A 17,184-nucleotide genomic window follows, 5' to 3' on the forward strand; every position below is an offset into this window, starting at 1 on the left:
TCTCCTTTAGATTTTAGTTATTTGATTGACTTTTAAATATTCCACATTAAAAGGATAGCTTAGCTTTAGCACATCATGATGACCTATGATTTTTAAGCTATCATCTTGCACTTTTAATGCAGAACCCTCCGGTATAGCATAAACAATGTCTTTTGGATTAGTTAATAAAAACTCTTCCAAGCGCTCCTCTCTGCTTTCTCCATTATGGCCAGGAATTTTACCACTAATAAAATGCGGGTTGATTTGATAAGGAAAAACCCCTAAACTATCAAAACTTTTTGGCATAACAATAGGCATATCATTAGTTATTTTTATGCTAAGTCCTGCTATATTTGAGCCTGCACTCCAACCTATATAACAAGCTCCTTTTTCAATACGCTCTTTTAACACTTCAAGCAAATCATTTTCATATAATTTATACAAAAGCATAAAGCTATTGCCTCCACCTACTAAAAAAACTTTTGCATTTAAAATTGCTTCTTTTAAATTTTCAAAATGGTGTAATGATTTGATATTATCTTTTTTCAAGCCTTCTTTTACCCTAGCTTCATAAGCATCATAAGTCCTTCTAACGCCCGCATAAGGTATAAAAAGAATTTCTTCATCTTTCATGGAATTTTCTTTTAAAAAATCATCTATAAATTCTCTAGTGTGACTTAAGTAAACACTATCTTTATAACCAGAAGCACTAAAAAGCAAAAGTTTTGACATCATTCTTTCCTTTAAAAAATTAATCAAAACTATAATTTTAATATTTAAAAAATGAAAAAACAATTTAGCAATAAAAAATATTGTATTACTTGTGTTAAAATTTAAAAAAAGGAAAAAACATGAAAGAAATTTTAATAACAAACGATGATGGCTATGAAAGTGAAGGCTTAAAAAAGCTTGTAAAAATGCTAAAAAAGCATTTTAAAGCTAAAATTACCATAGTAGCTCCTGCTAGCGAAAAATCAGCATGCTCACACTCTATAACACTAACCAAACCTTTAAGATTTCACAAGGTTGGTAAAAGATTTTACAAGCTTGATGATGGCACACCTGCAGATTGCGTTTATCTTGCTTTGCATGCTTTATATAAAAAGCGTTTGCCTGATCTTGTCATAAGTGGAATCAATAAAGGAGCTAATGTAGGCGAGGATATCACTTACTCAGGAACTTGCGCAGGTGCTATGGAAGCAGTGCTTCATGGAATTCCTGCCATAGCTTTATCACAATTTTACAAAGATAGCCAAAAAGAGCTTGATTATAAACTTGCTTTAAAACTTACTAAAAAAATAGTCAAAAATATCTTTGAAAAGGGCTTTCCTTTAGATAAAAAAGAATTTTTAAATATCAACTTTCCTTCTAGCAAAACAGCCTTTCAAGGCTTAAAAATTTGTAAAGCAGGTAAAAGAATTTATAGTTATGAAGCACACTCAAATACAAATCCAAGAGGTGTAGAATACTACTGGCTAGCTGCTGCTAATCTTGATCATGAAAATGAAAAAGACTCAGACATAGCACTTTTAAAACAAGGTTATGCCACAATAACCCCTATAATGCTTGATCTAACAGCTTATAAACAAATGAAAAATCTCAAAAAATGGATGAAAAATGGATAGATACACGCGTATAAAATGGCTTGTTAATGAAGATAATTTTATTAAATTTCAAAATACCAAAGTTTTAGTTTGTGGTTTGGGTGGAGTTGGTGGAATTTGCATTGATGCGCTTTTTAGAAGTGGCTTTAGCAATCTAACCTTAATCGATGCGGATAAATTTGAAACTACTAATCAAAACCGCCAGCTTCATAGTGAAAATATAGGTGAAGAAAAAGCTAAGGTTTTTGAACGCATTTACAATGCCAAAGGTATAGTTAGTAAAATCGATGATGAGTTTTTGAAAAGTTTTGATCTAAGTGAGTTTGATTTAATCATTGATGCGATTGATGATATACCTGCTAAGGTTGCTTTGGCTAATTTGGTTGATTTGAAAAAACAAATTTTTATCTCATCAACCGGTGGAGCTAGAAAGCTTGATCCAACGCGTATTAAGACGACAAGCATATTTAAAACTCACGGCGATGCCCTAGCTAAAAAATTCCGCTATGAGCTTAGAAAATCAGGCTTTAAAGGAGACTTTGATGTGGTATTTTCAGATGAAGAAGCTCATTGTAAAGATCTTGGCTCATTTATGGGTGTGACAGCCTCTTTTGGGCTTGCTTTAGCTTCTTTGGCTTTAAGGAAAGTGCTTGATAAGAAAGCTTGATATAAAAGACTTAGCTTCTTGTATCAAGCTTTTTAAGCAAAGCGTATCTACTCTTTGTAAAAATGATTATACAAAAGAGCAAATTCATGCATGGATTAATATAGACCAAAAAGCTTGGGAGGAAAAATTTCAAAATCAACTAGGCTTTGTTTATGAAGAAAAAGGCCAAATCATATCTTTTATAAATATAAATTTAGAAGAAAAAACACTCGATCTTTGCTTTACTCATGCAAGCTATACTCATCAAGGTTATGGCAAAGCTTTATTAGAATTTGCTCTTAAAAACTACCCTTATAGTGAAATTTATACTTTTGCTAGCCTTAGTGCTAAAAATTTCTTTTTAAAAGCAGGATTTAAAATCATCAAAGAAAACATTGCTATAAGAGATCAACAAGAATTAAAAAATTTCTTCATGAAAAAGGAAATAAATTGAAAAAAATACTTTTACTTTTTAGCCTTTTTTGCTCTTTTACTTTGGCAAATGAAAATTTAGAAAATCTTTTTAAAGATTACAATGAAAGTGGAGTTTTTATAGCTTATGATGGCAAGAATTATTATAGCAATGATTTTAAAAAAGCAAACAAACGCATTCTACCTGCCTCTACTTTTAAAATTTTCAACGCCCTAATCGCACTTAATGAAGGTATTGTGAAAAATACTAATGAGATTTTTTATCATTACAAAGGCGAAAAAGTATTTTCACCCTCTTGGAAAAATGACGCAAATTTAGCCCTAGCTATGCAAAGATCCCAACTACCTGCTTATAAAGAACTAGCTAGAAAAATCGGCTTAGAAAAAATGCAAAAAAACCTAAATAAACTCAACTATGGCAATCAAAAAATAAGCAAAATAGATGAATTTTGGCTTGATGATTCTTTGCAAATTAGTCCTAAAGAGCAATCCACTTTACTTTTTAAACTTGCAAATTTAGCACTAGATTATCCTAAAAATATACAAAAAGAAATTATAAATATAATAAAACTTAGTGAAAATGATCATTATGAGTTTTTTGCAAAAACAGGCTGGGGAAAAGAAAAATACGGACAAATCGTAGGTTTTATAAAAGATAAAAAAACTCATCAAATTTATGCTTTTGCTTTATGTATGGATATAAGTGATTTTAACAAGCTTTATCTAAGAGAAGAATTAGCAAAAAAATATCTATCAAATTTAATAAACTTGGCACATAAAAAATAAAGGATGATAAGTCAAGGTATTTTGAAATTCTTTTTCATAGTTTTTTAAAAATGCCTTGCTTATGAAAAATTTTTCACTCAAAGCATTTACCCCGCTTAATTTCAAATGTCTAAAAAGCTCTAAAGTATCATCAAATTTTAGCTCTTTTAACTCTTCTTTTGTCTTTATGATCTTAAAATTTTTAGAAAGCTTTTGCCTAATTTGCTCTAAAGTTAAATATTCAAGTGATAAATTAGTGCTTTGCTTTATTTGAGTGAAATTTTTTTCTCCAAAAGTAGAAAAAAGCAAAATCCCATTTTTATTTAGCATGCTTGCAAGATTTTCTAAAAGCTCATCTATCTTTAGCCACTGCACGCAAGCATTTGAAGCTATAAGATCAAATTTTTTCGTATAAAAATGATGATTTTTAAGCTCATTCATATCAAAAACACCAAATTCATCAAACTTACAAGGATTTTCAAAAGGATAAATATCATTTAAAAAATAATGCTTAAATTTAATACACTCTTGCAAAGCCTTGCTAAAAACCCCTACCCCACAGCCAAACTCAAACACCGCTTTAAAATCTCTAAAATCATTCTCACTAAGCATTTTACAAAGCTCTTTAGCCATGGCTTTTTGCACAGGCGTATTTGCGCTATAAGTGTCTTTTGCTCTTATGAAAGTTTGCAAAGTGCTTCCCAAGTGCGGTATTTAAAAAATGCAAAATGTGGCTCATCGACAAACATTGCCTTTTCTTTGAAAAAATTAAAAGCATGCTTTGGTGGAAAGATTTTATCCTCTTTACTGATTATGGCTTTATCCCAAGTGAAATTTTCGTTTAAATCTTTAGTGCAAAACTCATATAAGCTTAAAAGTTCTGCTTTTAAATGCTCGTTTTTTTCAAAATAAAATCCATCACTTAAACTCATTCTTTTTTCAAGCAAATTTGCTTTAAAATCCTCTAAAGCAAACCTTTTCATCGTAAGTTTAAAAATGGCTTTTTTAATCCCAAATTCATCATCTATAGGTAAATTTGTGCCATTTATGGCTATTTTTTTATCAAATTTTATATCTTTTAAAATTTTACTCGCTACACAAACTCCCATAGAAAAGCCAACAAGAGTGATTTTTTCAAATTTATGAAGATTAATTTCCCAATCAAAACTCGTATAATCATACACCATTAAAACATTTACATCACTTTTTAAATGTGAAAAATGGCTAAAATGTGAGCAAAATCCTGAAAAAAATAAAATCAACTCACATGAATTTGCATTTTCATGTAAAAAATGAGTTTTCAAAGTACCTCCAAAACCTTTTCTAAGTCTTTTTTTACTAAACCAGCATGCAAAGAAAAGCGAATTCTGGCTGTATTTTTAGCTACGGTTGGCTCTTTAATAGCAGGTGCAAAAACACCATTTTCTAAAAGCTTTTGAGAAATTTCACTAGCTAGTGCATTTTGCCCTAAAATAAAAGATATCACATAAGCCTCGCCTAAAACTGCACCTTTACTTGCCAAAGCATTTTTAAACCAAGTGCTTAACTCTAAAAGCTTTTTTCTTTGAGCATTAAATTCATGCAAATGCTTAAAAACATGCAAAGTCCAAGCTACATTAATAGGTGCAATAGCAGTTGAGTATATAAAAGCTCTTGCTTTGTTGATAAAAAAATCTTTTTCATCACTTATCATGCAAGCTCCCATGGAAGCTATGGCCTTACCAAAGGTAAAAACTAAAAAATCCACTTCCTTTTCCAAGCCCAAAAATTTCACATAACCCAAACCATCATCACTAAAACACCCTATGCTATGGGCTTCGTCAATGTAAATTTTGATATTTTTAAATTCTTTTTTCAAATTTATGAATTCTTTTATAGGTGCAAAATCCCCATCCATACTAAATAAAGCTTCACTTATGATGATGATATTTTCAAATTCTTTATAATGTTTTTGCACTAAGCTTTGCAAATGCTTTATATCATTGTGTTTAAATCTTATAAATTTAGCCCCGCCAAGCCTTAAACCATCGATAATACTTGCATGTACTTGCTTATCTGCTAAAAACAAAGTATTTTTAATGCTTGCTAAAGCTTGCAAACAGCTAACATTTAAAGCATAGCCATTGTTAAAATGTAAGATTTTTCTGCCTAACTTAGCTTCTAAAAAGCTTTCAAATTCATCAAAAATCGCATAATTTCCACTCAAGCTTCTTGAACTTGAACTAGAAAATTCAAATTCTTTTAAATGCGTTAAAAAATCTTGCTTTAATGCTTTTTCATTGCTTAAATTTAAATAATCATTACTAGCTAAATTTAGCAATTTTTGCTCATTATAAATAACATATTTTCCCTCATGTTTTAATGAGCGTAGAATTCTAAAATTATCTTGTTGTTTTAATGCATCTAAAATTTGTGCAATTTGCATTATTGTTTAAACCTTGCGTAAGCTTGACAACCTAAATCATCTTTTAAATCACAAGCTTTACCAAAATATTCTAAAGCCTTAAAAGTGTCTTTTCTAACGCCTTTTCCAAGTGCATATATAGCTCCGAGATTAAAACAGCCATTTCCATTATTTAAGTCGCATGCTTTTTGATATAATTCTGTTGCTTTAAAATTATCCTTTTTTACACCATACCCATTTGCATACATAAAACCAAGACTAGAACAACCCAATCCTTCGTTTAAACTACATGCTTTTCCATAAAACTCCACTGCTTTAAAATTATCTTTTCTTATGCCATAACCTTTTTCATACATTACACCAAGATTAAAACAGCCATTTCCACTATTTAAATTACAAGCTTTTTTATAAAACTCCACTGCTTTAAAATTATCCTTTTTTACACCTTGTCCATTTGCATACATGAAAGCAAGATTAGAACAGCCGTCCCCGTTATTTAAATCACACGCTTGTTTGTAATACTTCATAGCTTTTATATAATCACCACTCTCATAAGCTTCAAGTCCTTTTAAAAACAAATCCTCTTGTGAGTATGCAAAATTTGAAAATAAAATCGTTAAGATAATCAATACTTTTTTCATACTTTACCTCTAAATTTAAGATAAAAGCTAATTATATAAATATTTTCTAAATAATCCTTTTTCATTTTAAAGCATAAATTTGAGTAAAAATTGTAGTATCATTAGTAATAAAAATCAAAGAAGTAAAAATGAATTTAAAAGAACTAGATTTAAAACACATTTGGCACCCTTGCACACAAATGAGCGATCATGAGTTTTTACCTTTAATACCTATAAAAAAGGCTAAAGGAGTGTATTTGTATGATTTTGACGAAAAATCCTACATAGACTGCATTAGCTCTTGGTGGGTAAATATCTTTGGCCATTGTAATGAATATATCAATGAAAAAATCAAAGATCAACTTCAAAATTTAGAGCATGTTATACTTGCTGGTTTTTCACATGAGCCTATCATAAAGCTTTCACAAAGACTTTGCAAGCTTTTACCTTTTGATAAATGCTTTTTTGCAGACAATGGTAGTTCAGCCATAGAAGTGGCTTTAAAAATGAGCTTTCAATACCACTTAAACAATGGCTCTAAAAAGGATAAATTCTTATCGCTTAGCAATTCTTACCATGGAGAAACCTTAGGTGCATTAAGCGTTGGCGATGTAGCACTTTATAAAAAAACCTATGAGCCTTTACTTTTAAAAAGTATCACAACACCTGTGCCAACTAGCAAGGACTATACAAAAGAACTTGAAATTTTAGAAAGCATTTTAAAAAATCATCATCATGAAATTTGTGCTTTTATACTTGAGCCTTTACTTCAATGTGCGGGCAATATGCACATGTACGAGCTTGGGTATTTAGATGAGGCGATTAAACTTGCTAAAAATTATGGTGTGCAAGTGATATTTGATGAGATAGCCACAGGTTTTGGACGCACAGGGGAAATGTTTGTGCTAGATTATTGCTCACAAAGCATTGATTATATATGTCTTTCTAAAGCTATCACTGGTGGGTATTTACCACTTTCAGTGGTGCTTACTAAAGATGAAATTTATGAGAAATTTTATGATAGCTATGAGAGCCAAAAGGCCTTTTTACACTCTCACTCTTACACGGGTAATGCCCTAGCTTGTGCAGCGGCTAATGCGACTTTGGATATTTTTGAAAAAGAAAATATCATCACAAAAAATAAAATCAAAAGTGCTTTTATAAAAACTCAATGGGAGAGTTTAAAAGAATTTGACTTTTTAGGAAATTTTAGAAATTTAGGCATGGTAGGTGCATTTGACATACAAAAAAGCAAATATCAAAGAGCAGGACTTGAAGTCTTTCAAAGAGCCTTAGAAAAAGGATTGCTTTTAAGACCGCTTGGAAATACAATTTATTTCATGCCACCATATGTTATAAATGAAGATGAGATTGCTTATGTAGTGCAGTCTTTAAGAGAGATTTTCAAGGATTTTTGAAAGTTTTTCGCACACTTTATCATCAAATTCTATGATAGGAATTTTAGCATAATTACTTATAAAATCCTTGCTAAAAGCATCTTGGATTTTTAAGATTAAAGCAAGGATTTTAATATCTCTTTGTTTTAGTGCTTCTATACTTAAAAGCGTGTGATTGATACTTCCTAGATAGTCTTTTGCAACTAAAATCGTAGGGTGCTTAAACGCACTCATATAATCAATCATTGTTTTTTCATCATCAAGGGGCGAAAAAAGCCCACCAGCTAACTCGATAATGAGTTTTTCACTTTGTGGAATTTGTATATCAAAAGCTTTATAGCTTAAATTTTCTAAAATCCTACCTTTATGTGGTGAAGCAGGGGTTTGCAAAAACACACCTTCTTTGAAAATCTTAGTTTTTGGACTAAATTGAGCTACTACCTCACTATCTTTTGGCATACCTGCTTGGATAAGCTTAAAATAATCAAAACCTAATTCTTTACAAATTCTAGCACTTAGATAAGTTTTACCAACATCTGTGTCTATACCACTAATGTATATTTTCATTTTAAACCTATGAAAGTATTTTTAAACCCACGGTGCAAGCAATGATAAGAGCAATCAAAAAAAGCTTTAAAAAGCTTTTGCTTTCTTTATAAAAAAGCACCCCTATGATAACTCCACCTGCAGTTCCAGCTCCTGTCCATATAGAATAAGCCACACTCATAGCAATGCTTTGCATGCTAAGACTTAAAAATCCAAACGAAAAACCAAAACATACTATCAAAGCTAAAAGATAAAGCTTATTTTTAGTGCTTACAAGTTGCTTCATAATAATCACACCAAAAATTTCAAAAGCGGTCGCTAAAAATAAAAAAAACCATTCCATTACTTAGCTTCCTTGCTAATGATTTTAAGGCCTATGATACTTAAAAGCAAAATGGCTATTAAAGTAAGCTTGACAATAGAACTTGGCTCATTGAAAATAAACATCTCATTAAGCACCACTCCAACCGTGCCAATACCTACAAAAACACTATAAGCAATACTTACTTCAAGTCTTTCACAAGCTTTTAAAAAACATGTAAAAGATATACACACCCCAATGGCTGTTAAAGCATAATGCCAAATTTCAGTTGAGTATTTTAAGCCACTCACCCAAAAACACTCAACCAAACCACCTAAAATCACCATAAACCAACCAAAATTAGAGCTTATTTTTGTTCTTTCTATCATAATCTACCTTTTTTCAAAAGCGCAAATTATAGCTAAATTTACAAAACAATAAGCTCTATAAAATTAAATTTTCTTACTTTCTACCTCTTTTAATATAGATTGAGATATGTTTCCTACAGCTTTGGTAGCTTCATTTGTGAAATTAGCAATTTCTACATTTTCCTTTGTAACATCTTCTAAATTAACTATAGCATCATTAATTTGAGTAATACTCTGTGTTTGCTCTTGCATTGATATAGAAACATCATTAACACTTTGAACTAAAATATTAACATTGGCTTCTATCTCCCCTAAGCTTTTCTCTGTTTTTTCAGCTAAATGACGTACCTCATCTGCCACCACCGCAAAACCTCTGCCATGTTCACCCGCACGTGCAGCTTCAATAGCTGCATTTAAAGCTAGCAAATTAGTTTGATCTGCTATATCTTTAATCACATTCACAATTTCTTTGATATTATCAGCTTGTGTTACTACTTCTTTTGTTTTATCCCCCACATTTTGCATGGAAATATTGATCTGATCTACCGCGTGTATTGATTTTTCAAGTGATTGAGATTGAGAGTGTGTCCCATCTACTAATTTTTGCATAGATTCTTCTAGTTTTACACTTTGCAAAGTTAGTTCTTTTGCAAAAGTAGAGGAAGAAATAAGCATTTTTTTAATTTCATCACCTAAAACATTTGTTGTAATTTCTACATTACCTTTTGCATTCTGAACCTGTGTTGAAAAGTCTAATGCCTTATAACTTTCAAGCACTCTATCAAGCTCATTGATGTTAGATCCTACTTTTTCTTCTAAAACTTTTAGCATTTCATTTAGAATATTTTTCAATTCAATAAGTTGTGGATTTACTGGGTTTTTTTCAATTCTAACAGATAAATCTCCTAATTCTATTTTCTTAACTTTTTGCACACTTTCCATCACTGCTTCTTGATCTTTGTGTAAATTACTTTGAGTATTTGCAATACTTTCGCTAATTTCACGTGCTATAATTGAAAATTCATCATTTCCTTTAAGATTAATCTTTATAGAATCCATTTGTTTTTTATAATTTAAACTATCAAAAAAACTCTCTAATGTATTTTTAATAATAATAATCTTTTTAAGAAAATAATCTATCATTCCTCCTAAAATAGCAATAATAATCAACACAAACATTATTCCAAAAACAATTTGTGTTATCAAAAGCTTATTGAAAATATTGTCATAATCTTTCAATGAATTTGCAGAACACAACATCATTCCATTTGTAGTGTTTAAACATACAGCTACACGTTTATCATTTTTCAATGTATATTCAATCAAATTTGTTGGTTCATTAGGTGTTAGTCTTGCTACTTCTATAAACATTTTAATAGCATTTGCTATTTCGGTTTCTTTGTTAATATCAATATATCCTGAAGAATGTGCTATTAAATTTCCTTTATCATTTATTAAAAATACACTATTACTTGGTGTTATTTTTAACCCCTCAAAAGCCTTTCGCATATCATCAAGAAAAATTTCACCTGCCAATACCCCTAAGAATTTTCCATTTATCTCTATAGGAGCTGTTATAGATACAACCATTTTTTTAGTCACAACATCCACAAATGGATCTGAAATATTAATTTTTTTAGTATCTTTTGTAAGTTTATACCAATCCCTTGTTCTAGCATCAAATCCATCTTTTTCTTGATTTAAAAAGAAATGCTTTCCTTTAGAATTAATATCCACATCAATTAAACTTCCATCCTTTTCATACCCAACATAAATAGCCGTAAAAGAGTATAAAGTAAAAACATGCTCTAAAAAACCAGCGATATAATCTTCACTCAAATCTTTATTGGAAGTAATACTTTGAGTTATTTTTTCTATATCTTCTTTCTTAGAATTAAAATAAAGCTCGGTAAAACTTCTACCATTTTTGACACTTTCTTGTTTTCCATGTGTAATACTTTGTAAAATATCTCTTTTAGAAGAATAATAATTTAACCCCACAAAAACCCCAAAACCTATACACAAAATCAAAGCAGTATATATAGAAATTCTTCTTGCAATAATTGTTTTAAATATCATTTTACCTCCAATTTAACATAGTTATGTCTATTGTAATATAACTATATAAAATATTATCTTTATATTAAATATTTTACAGAAAATATAAATTATTTGTTTTGTTTTTTCACATTTATTATTTTAAATTAATTTTTATTTAATATATATTTAATATAATACATAGCTTACAAAAAAAGGAGATAAATATGAAATTTTTAGCAGGTAGCAAAAAAGCTTTATTAGTATTAGCTAGTTTAGCATTTTTAACAAGCAATAATACTTTTGCAAAAGATTTTGAGCCTATTATCGTTATACACGGTGGGACAAGTGGCTTAGGACTTACTAAAGAAGAATTTACCAAAAGAGAAAAGGTAATGAAAGAATCTTTAAAAGCGGGTCAAAGCATACTTGAAAAAGGAGGAAGCTCGGTTGATGCAGTTATAGCTGCCATTAAAGTAATGGAAGATAGTCCTGAATTTAATGCTGGAAAAGGCGCTGTTTTTACTTCTGATGGATTTAATGAACTTGATGCATCTTTAATGGATGGAAAAAATTTAAAAGCAGGTGCAGTTGCTATGGCTAGGACGATTAAAAATCCTATAGAAGCAGCAAGACTTGTTATGGAAAAAACACCTCATACTTTAATAGCGGGAGAGGGAGCAGATAAATTAGCCAAAAAACATGGCTTAGAAATAGTAGGACAAAAATACTTCTTTACAGAACACAGATACAAACAACTTCAAGAAGCTAAAAAAAGCAAGGAGGTTTTATTAGATAGTGACAAAGCCAAAGCTCATCTTGGTGTAAGCACTGAGCCATATTTAGGCACAGTAGGTGCAATAGCTTTAGACAAAAATGGCAACCTAGCAGCAGGTACAAGCACAGGTGGCACTACAAATAAAATGACAGGACGCATTGGGGATTCTCCTATCATAGGGGCAGGAAATTATGCAAATAATGACTCAGTAGCAATTTCTTGCACAGGGACAGGTGATATTTACATAAGAGTAGCTGCAGCTCATGAAGTTGCATCTTTGTATAAATACAAAAAACTTTCAGTGCAAAAAGCAGCTGAAGAAACTATCAAACAAGTTGCAAAACTTGGTGGCACAGGTGGAATCATCTCTATAGATAAAAATGGAAAAGTTGGTTATGCTTGGACTAAAGATAAACTTGGAATGTATCATGGACAAGCAAAAATCGGCGAAGAGCCAAAAGTATTTTGGCCGCTTGGAAATTAACGCAGTTTAACTTTTTTAACGCCTCGAAGTTTAAAAATCTTTGAGGCTCCACTTTCAAAAAACTTTTCATCTACTATTTTATCTGCATTTTGCATAGCCCAATTTAGATCAAATTTTTTTCCATGAAGATTTGCAGAAGTAGAATAAAGCCAATCGAACTCTTTTAAAAATTCCTCATGAGCACAATCTTTCACAACGCGTATTGCTTTAGAATTAGGATATAAAAAAGTAGTTTTTTTGGATTTTCTAATAGTATTTTTAAAATGATTTGGTACTCTTGTAAGTTTTTTAAGCTCACTAAATTTAGCTGTGGTAATCAAACAATCTTGATTTAAAGGTCTTTTTTTTAAAGTATTAAGGGCTTTTAAGTCTTTACTTAAAAGCCCTGCTGTTGTATCAGTTTGAGCAAGATAAATCATGCTTTTAAGTATTCTTGCAAGCTCTTTACTTCAAGACATGATTTATTTTGTATAGCTTTAATCGCTTTAGCACCTGCATACGCTGCTCTTAGATTTGTAAAATACGGAGTTTTAAAGCGTAAAATATTTGCTCTAATTTTTTTAGTATCACCTCTAAAACTATGCTCATCGCTAGTATTAATAGCAAGTTGAATTTGAGAATTTTTTAACTTATCCTCTACATTTGGACGTCCTTCAGAAATTTTATGCACAAACTCACACTCCAAACCTGCTTCTTGTAAAATTTTATAAGTTCCACTTGTAGCAATGATTTTAAAACCTAGCTTAATGTATTCATTAGCTAAATCTACTGCATATTTTTTATCTTGCTCTCTTAATGATAAAAACACATTACCACTTTCTGGTAAGAAATTTGAAGAAGCAAGTTGGCTTTTTGCATAAGAGTTTTCAAAGTCTTTACTTACCCCCATAACCTCACCGGTTGAGCGCATTTCAGGCCCAAGCTCAAGGTCACTTCCACTAAGCTTGGCAAAAGGAAATACCACTGATTTTACGCTAATGTGTTTTGGTTTTTTAGCTCTTAAAATTCCATTTTTTTCCTCTACCACTTTAAAGGTATCATAAAATTTCAAACTTTCTCTTAAATTTCCTTGCCACATCACGCGCGTTGCAACCTTAGCTAAAGGAATTCCTGTAGCTTTACTCACAAAAGGCACGGTTCTACTAGCTCTTGGGTTTACTTCTATCATATAAAGTTTATTATCATGAATGGCAAATTGTATATTTAAAAGCCCTACTACACCTAAATTTAAAGCAATATCTTTTGTTTTTTGCTCAATCATTTCAAGCATAGCTTCATCAATATTTACAGCAGGCAAAGAGCAAGCACTATCGCCTGAGTGAATTCCTGCTTCTTCAATATGCTCCATAATGCCTGCTACATAAACTTCTTTTCCATCACTTATCGCATCTACATCAAGCTCAGTTGCATTGTCTAAGAATTGATCAATTAATACCGGAGATTTATCACTCACATCTACTGCTTCTTGCATATAAAGTCTAAGCTCGCTCTCATCATGCACCACACGCATTGCACGACCACCCAAAACATAGCTTGGTCTAACAAGCACAGGATAACCTATCTCATTTGCTTTTATAATCGCTTCTTCTACACTTATAGCTGTGCCATTTTTAGGTTGATTTATGCCTAAATCTTCGATAAATTTAGCAAATTTCTTTCTATCTTCAGCTAAATCTATCACCCTTGCACTTGTTCCTATGATCTTTGCTCCAAAAGCACTAAGGCGTTTTGCAAATTTAAGCGGAGTTTGACCACCAAAATGCACTATCACTCCATCTGGTCTTTCTCTATCAATAACCGCTCTTAAATGCTCAAAATCAATTGGCTCAAAGTATAAAATATCACTTGTATCATAATCTGTCGAAACCGTTTCTGGATTACAATTATACATTATAGTTTTTACGCCCATATCTTTTAGAGCAAAAGAAGCATGCACACAAGCATAATCAAACTCAATGCCTTGTCCTATGCGGTTTGGCCCACCACCTATAATCATTACTTTTTTATCTTTTTTATCTTTACTTTCTTTTACTTGTGTAGCTTCATTTGCATTGATACTTGAGTATAAATACGGAGTCAATGCTTCAAATTCGCCTGCGCAAGTATCTACTTCGCTATATTGAGCGATGATTTTATGTTTAATTCTTGCATAATAAATATCATTTTGGCTTAGCTCAAGATTATCTTTTTGATTAATTAAGCTAGCGATTTTTTTATCTGAAAAACCTAAGGTTTTGGCTTTTCTTAATAGTTGTTTATTGCTTAAAATATCCATATCTATTTGATTTTCAAATTCCACTATTTCTTTGATTTGATTTAAAAACCAAGGATCTATTTTGCAAAGCTCAAAAAGCTCTTGTGTGCTAAAACCTTCTCTAAAAGCTTGTGCTATATAAAGCAAGCGTTTTTCATTAGCTTGGCGAATTTTTGCCAAAAGCTCATTTTTATCACATTCTATAGTATCAAACCCGCTTAAATTTCTCTCAAGTGAGCAAAGTGCTTTTTGAATGCTTTCTTTAAAAGTTCTTCCTATAGCCATAACCTCACCCACGCTTTTCATAGCAGTGCCAAGCTCTGTGTTTGCATTTGGGAATTTTTCAAAAGTAAAACGAGGAATTTTGGTTACGATATAATCAATTACCGGTTCAAATGAAGCAGGAGTGCCTGTGATGTCGTTTTTAATCTCATCTAAACTAAATCCAACCGCTAAAAGCGTAGCTACCTTAGCTATAGGATAACCCGTTGCTTTACTAGCTAAGGCTGAAGATCTTGAAACCCTAGGATTCATTTCAATGACTATCATTCTACCATTAGTTGGATTGATAGCAAATTGCACATTTGATCCACCTGTATCTACTCCGATTTCTCTTAGAATCGCAAAAGAGGCATTACGCATTGCTTGATATTCTTTATCAGTCAAAGTTAAAGCAGGAGCTATAGTGATAGAATCGCCCGTATGAACCCCCATAGGATCAACATTTTCAATAGAGCAAACGATAATACAATTATCATTTTTATCTCTAATGACTTCCATTTCGTATTCTTTCCAACCAAGCAAGCTTTCTTCAATTAAAATTTCATGGATAGGACTGAGTGCTAAAGCAGTATTTGCAAGCTCTGCAAACTCATCCATATTATACACCACGCCACTTCCTGCGCCACCTAAGGTAAAAGAAGCTCTAATCATCAAAGGAAAACCAATCTCATCAACAGCTTTTAAAGCCTCTTCATAATTATACGCATACATAGATTTTGGCAAATCCATGCCAATTTTTTTCATACATTCTTTAAAAACTTGTCTATCTTCGCCTTTTTTAATCGCCTCAGGATTTGCACCTAAAAACTTGACATCTGCAAGCTCACCACTTTCATAAACTTCCATAGCAACATTCAAAGCAACTTGGCCACCCATAGTAGGTAAAATCGCATCGATTTTTTCTTTTTTGATAATACTTAGAATACTTTCTTTGGTAATTGGTTCTATATAAGTTGCATCAGCAAATTCAGGATCTGTCATGATCGTAGCTGGATTAGAATTGATCAAAACTACTCTATAACCTAGCTCTTTTAAGGTTTTTGCCGCTTGAGTCCCTGAGTAATCAAACTCACAAGCTTGACCTATAACGATAGGCCCACTGCCTATTAATAATATATTTTTGATATCTGTTCTTTTTGGCATGTATTTTCCTAAGCTGAATTTTTAGCCAAATTATAACAAATATAAGTTTTTTAGAAGTTGAATTTAACAAAGAATTTAGCTCTTAAAGAGCTAAAAAAATTTATTGACGCTTACCAAAAGTTATAGCATAAGCTTCATTTCTTATATCAAATAAAGGATCTTGTGGTGGATTAACTCCTTGAGGTACATCCGAAGGAAAATATACATCAAAATTACAATCTTCATCGCTCAAGGCATTAACCTTAAAAGTCCCAACTAGACTTTCTTTGTGCTTACCACTCCATAAAGCCGTTGTTTCATTGGTAATATCATTTTTATTTGCATATACTAAATACATTTTATATTCCACCGGTTTATTAGCCTTTATGCGATTTTGAAAATCTTCTTTTAAAAAATCACTACTTGCACTTTTCATTTGTGCTTCATTTAAATATGCCACACCTTCACTTGGAACTAATTTCCATCTTGCTGGTAAATAGTTTTCTCTATCTGCTTGTTTAAAATAAAAAGTATGAATACTAAAAAATGGAGTATTTGCTACACTTTTACTAATACCAATTTTATCAGTATATGCAGCAAAATTTCTATAAGAATCAACTTCTTGTATCATTTTGCTTATTTTTTCTTGATCGACTTTACCATTTACAGGAAGTCTCATTTCAAAAAACTGACCGAATTCTTTAGGATTTTTTGCGAAATTTATTTCTGTATTTAGCATAACCATAGTCCAAGAAGCAGAATCTTTAGGATCAGTAATTCTAATAGCCATGCCTCTTGTTTTGCTTTTATCATCTTTAAAAGCCCCGCCTAAAGAATATCTTACTTGGATTGGTAAGCTTTTGTGTGTTAATAAAGGTACATCAACTTCTTTATTGATAGACAAATCTGGCTCAAAAGTTCCCATAGCACAAAAGCCCTTTGCATGATTAACTTTTGATTTTGGATTTTTAGGATCTGCATTAAGTTGATAAAAAATATCTGCTATTTTTTGTGCATCATATTCTACTTCATTTGCATAAATAGCACCACTTAAACAGCAAATAGCCAAACAACTGCTAATATATTTTTTCATTAAAGCTCCTAGTTTCAAACTTAGAAGCTATTGTAATATTTAATTATAAATAATAATTTATATCAATTAAAA

The 17,184-nt window shown here is 31.3% G+C and carries 17 protein-coding genes and 2 pseudogenes; 6 read left to right on the forward strand and 13 right to left on the reverse strand.

Annotation, left to right across the window (positions count from 1 at the left end):
* Positions 1-6 precede the first annotated feature (6 nt).
* Positions 7-711, reverse strand: coding sequence for a dipeptidase PepE (pepE, locus tag L8X40_RS03260; protein WP_263667331.1), 705 nt, complete (start codon positions 709-711; stop codon positions 7-9).
* A gap of 119 nt (positions 712-830) precedes the next feature.
* On the opposite strand from pepE, the gene surE reads away from it, so the two are divergent.
* The 4 genes from surE to blaOXA are packed head-to-tail and all read left to right on the forward strand — an operon-like array spanning position 831 to position 3,447.
* Complete coding sequence (gene surE, locus L8X40_RS03265) at positions 831-1,604, forward strand: 5'/3'-nucleotidase SurE (protein WP_087699687.1); 774 nt, start codon at positions 831-833, stop codon at positions 1,602-1,604.
* Complete coding sequence (locus tag L8X40_RS03270) at positions 1,597-2,250, forward strand: ThiF family adenylyltransferase (RefSeq protein ID WP_087699690.1); 654 nt, start codon at positions 1,597-1,599, stop codon at positions 2,248-2,250. Before surE ends, L8X40_RS03270 begins: the two co-directional genes overlap by 8 nt.
* Positions 2,234-2,683, forward strand: coding sequence for a GNAT family N-acetyltransferase (locus L8X40_RS03275; protein ID WP_214135792.1), 450 nt, complete (start codon positions 2,234-2,236; stop codon positions 2,681-2,683). The genes L8X40_RS03270 and L8X40_RS03275 overlap by 17 nt, the downstream gene beginning before the upstream one ends.
* On the forward strand, positions 2,680-3,447 hold the full coding sequence (gene blaOXA, locus L8X40_RS03280) for an OXA-493 family class D beta-lactamase (protein ID WP_263667296.1): 768 nt from the start codon (positions 2,680-2,682) through the stop codon (positions 3,445-3,447). The genes L8X40_RS03275 and blaOXA overlap by 4 nt, the downstream gene beginning before the upstream one ends.
* Here the strand turns inward: blaOXA and bioC are convergent.
* From bioC to L8X40_RS03300, 4 genes are read right to left on the reverse strand one after another with little or no spacing between them, the layout of a single operon-like run.
* Entirely contained in the window at positions 3,421-4,119 is a 699-nt protein-coding gene (gene bioC, locus L8X40_RS03285; protein WP_263667298.1) for a malonyl-ACP O-methyltransferase BioC, read from the reverse strand. The two genes, blaOXA and bioC, sit on opposite strands and share 27 nt — an antisense overlap.
* Positions 4,104-4,730 carry a pimeloyl-ACP methyl esterase BioG family protein gene (locus L8X40_RS03290; RefSeq protein ID WP_263667300.1) on the reverse strand — a complete coding sequence of 209 codons (627 nt, stop codon included), beginning with the start codon at positions 4,728-4,730 and terminating at the stop codon, positions 4,104-4,106. The genes bioC and L8X40_RS03290 overlap by 16 nt, the downstream gene beginning before the upstream one ends.
* Positions 4,727-5,851: an aminotransferase class I/II-fold pyridoxal phosphate-dependent enzyme gene (locus L8X40_RS03295; protein WP_263667301.1), complete on the reverse strand. Its 1,125-nt coding sequence runs from the start codon at positions 5,849-5,851 to the stop codon at positions 4,727-4,729. Before L8X40_RS03295 ends, L8X40_RS03290 begins: the two co-directional genes overlap by 4 nt.
* On the reverse strand, positions 5,851-6,471 hold the full coding sequence (locus L8X40_RS03300) for a tetratricopeptide repeat protein (protein ID WP_263667302.1): 621 nt from the start codon (positions 6,469-6,471) through the stop codon (positions 5,851-5,853). Before L8X40_RS03300 ends, L8X40_RS03295 begins: the two co-directional genes overlap by 1 nt.
* 128 nt (positions 6,472-6,599) lie before the next feature.
* On the opposite strand from L8X40_RS03300, the gene L8X40_RS03305 reads away from it, so the two are divergent.
* A complete protein-coding gene (locus tag L8X40_RS03305) occupies positions 6,600-7,868 on the forward strand; it encodes an adenosylmethionine--8-amino-7-oxononanoate transaminase (RefSeq protein ID WP_263667303.1) in 1,269 nt (422 codons plus the stop codon).
* On the opposite strand, the gene bioD is transcribed toward L8X40_RS03305, so the two are convergent.
* From bioD to L8X40_RS08580, 5 genes and pseudogenes are all read right to left on the reverse strand, one after another.
* Positions 7,842-8,414 (reverse strand): dethiobiotin synthase, encoded by a 573-nt coding sequence (bioD, locus tag L8X40_RS03310; protein WP_261529770.1) that lies wholly within the window; start codon positions 8,412-8,414, stop codon positions 7,842-7,844. The two genes, L8X40_RS03305 and bioD, sit on opposite strands and share 27 nt — an antisense overlap.
* A 7-nt stretch (positions 8,415-8,421) precedes the next feature.
* Positions 8,422-8,736, reverse strand: a complete 315-nt coding sequence (locus tag L8X40_RS03315; RefSeq protein ID WP_039619256.1) for a DMT family transporter — start codon at positions 8,734-8,736, stop codon at positions 8,422-8,424.
* Positions 8,736-9,083, reverse strand: a complete 348-nt coding sequence (locus L8X40_RS03320) for a DMT family transporter (RefSeq protein WP_214097655.1) — start codon at positions 9,081-9,083, stop codon at positions 8,736-8,738. Before L8X40_RS03320 ends, L8X40_RS03315 begins: the two co-directional genes overlap by 1 nt.
* A 63-nt stretch (positions 9,084-9,146) precedes the next feature.
* A pseudogene (locus L8X40_RS08575) lies at positions 9,147-9,548 on the reverse strand (methyl-accepting chemotaxis protein); the annotation flags it as partial.
* A gap of 936 nt (positions 9,549-10,484) precedes the next feature.
* A pseudogene (locus L8X40_RS08580) lies at positions 10,485-11,141 on the reverse strand (cache domain-containing protein); the annotation flags it as partial.
* A 185-nt stretch (positions 11,142-11,326) separates the two neighbouring features.
* Between L8X40_RS08580 and L8X40_RS03335 the strand changes: the two are divergent.
* Positions 11,327-12,361, forward strand: coding sequence for an isoaspartyl peptidase/L-asparaginase family protein (locus L8X40_RS03335; RefSeq protein ID WP_087699711.1), 1,035 nt, complete (start codon positions 11,327-11,329; stop codon positions 12,359-12,361).
* Here the strand turns inward: L8X40_RS03335 and L8X40_RS03340 are convergent.
* The 3 genes from L8X40_RS03340 to L8X40_RS03350 form a co-directional block, all read right to left on the reverse strand.
* Positions 12,358-12,780, reverse strand: a complete 423-nt coding sequence (locus L8X40_RS03340) for a Sua5 YciO YrdC YwlC family protein (protein ID WP_214126219.1) — start codon at positions 12,778-12,780, stop codon at positions 12,358-12,360. The two genes, L8X40_RS03335 and L8X40_RS03340, sit on opposite strands and share 4 nt — an antisense overlap.
* Positions 12,777-16,040, reverse strand: a complete 3,264-nt coding sequence (gene carB / locus L8X40_RS03345) for a carbamoyl-phosphate synthase large subunit (protein WP_214099988.1) — start codon at positions 16,038-16,040, stop codon at positions 12,777-12,779. Before carB ends, L8X40_RS03340 begins: the two co-directional genes overlap by 4 nt.
* A gap of 100 nt (positions 16,041-16,140) precedes the next feature.
* Entirely contained in the window at positions 16,141-17,112 is a 972-nt protein-coding gene (locus L8X40_RS03350) for a catalase (RefSeq protein ID WP_087699717.1), read from the reverse strand.
* Between the last annotated feature and the right edge of the window lie 72 nt (positions 17,113-17,184).

Origin of the sequence: Campylobacter sp. CNRCH_2013_0855 (assembly GCF_025773025.1) — a bacterium.
Lineage (GTDB): Bacteria > Campylobacterota > Campylobacteria > Campylobacterales > Campylobacteraceae > Campylobacter_D > Campylobacter_D jejuni_C.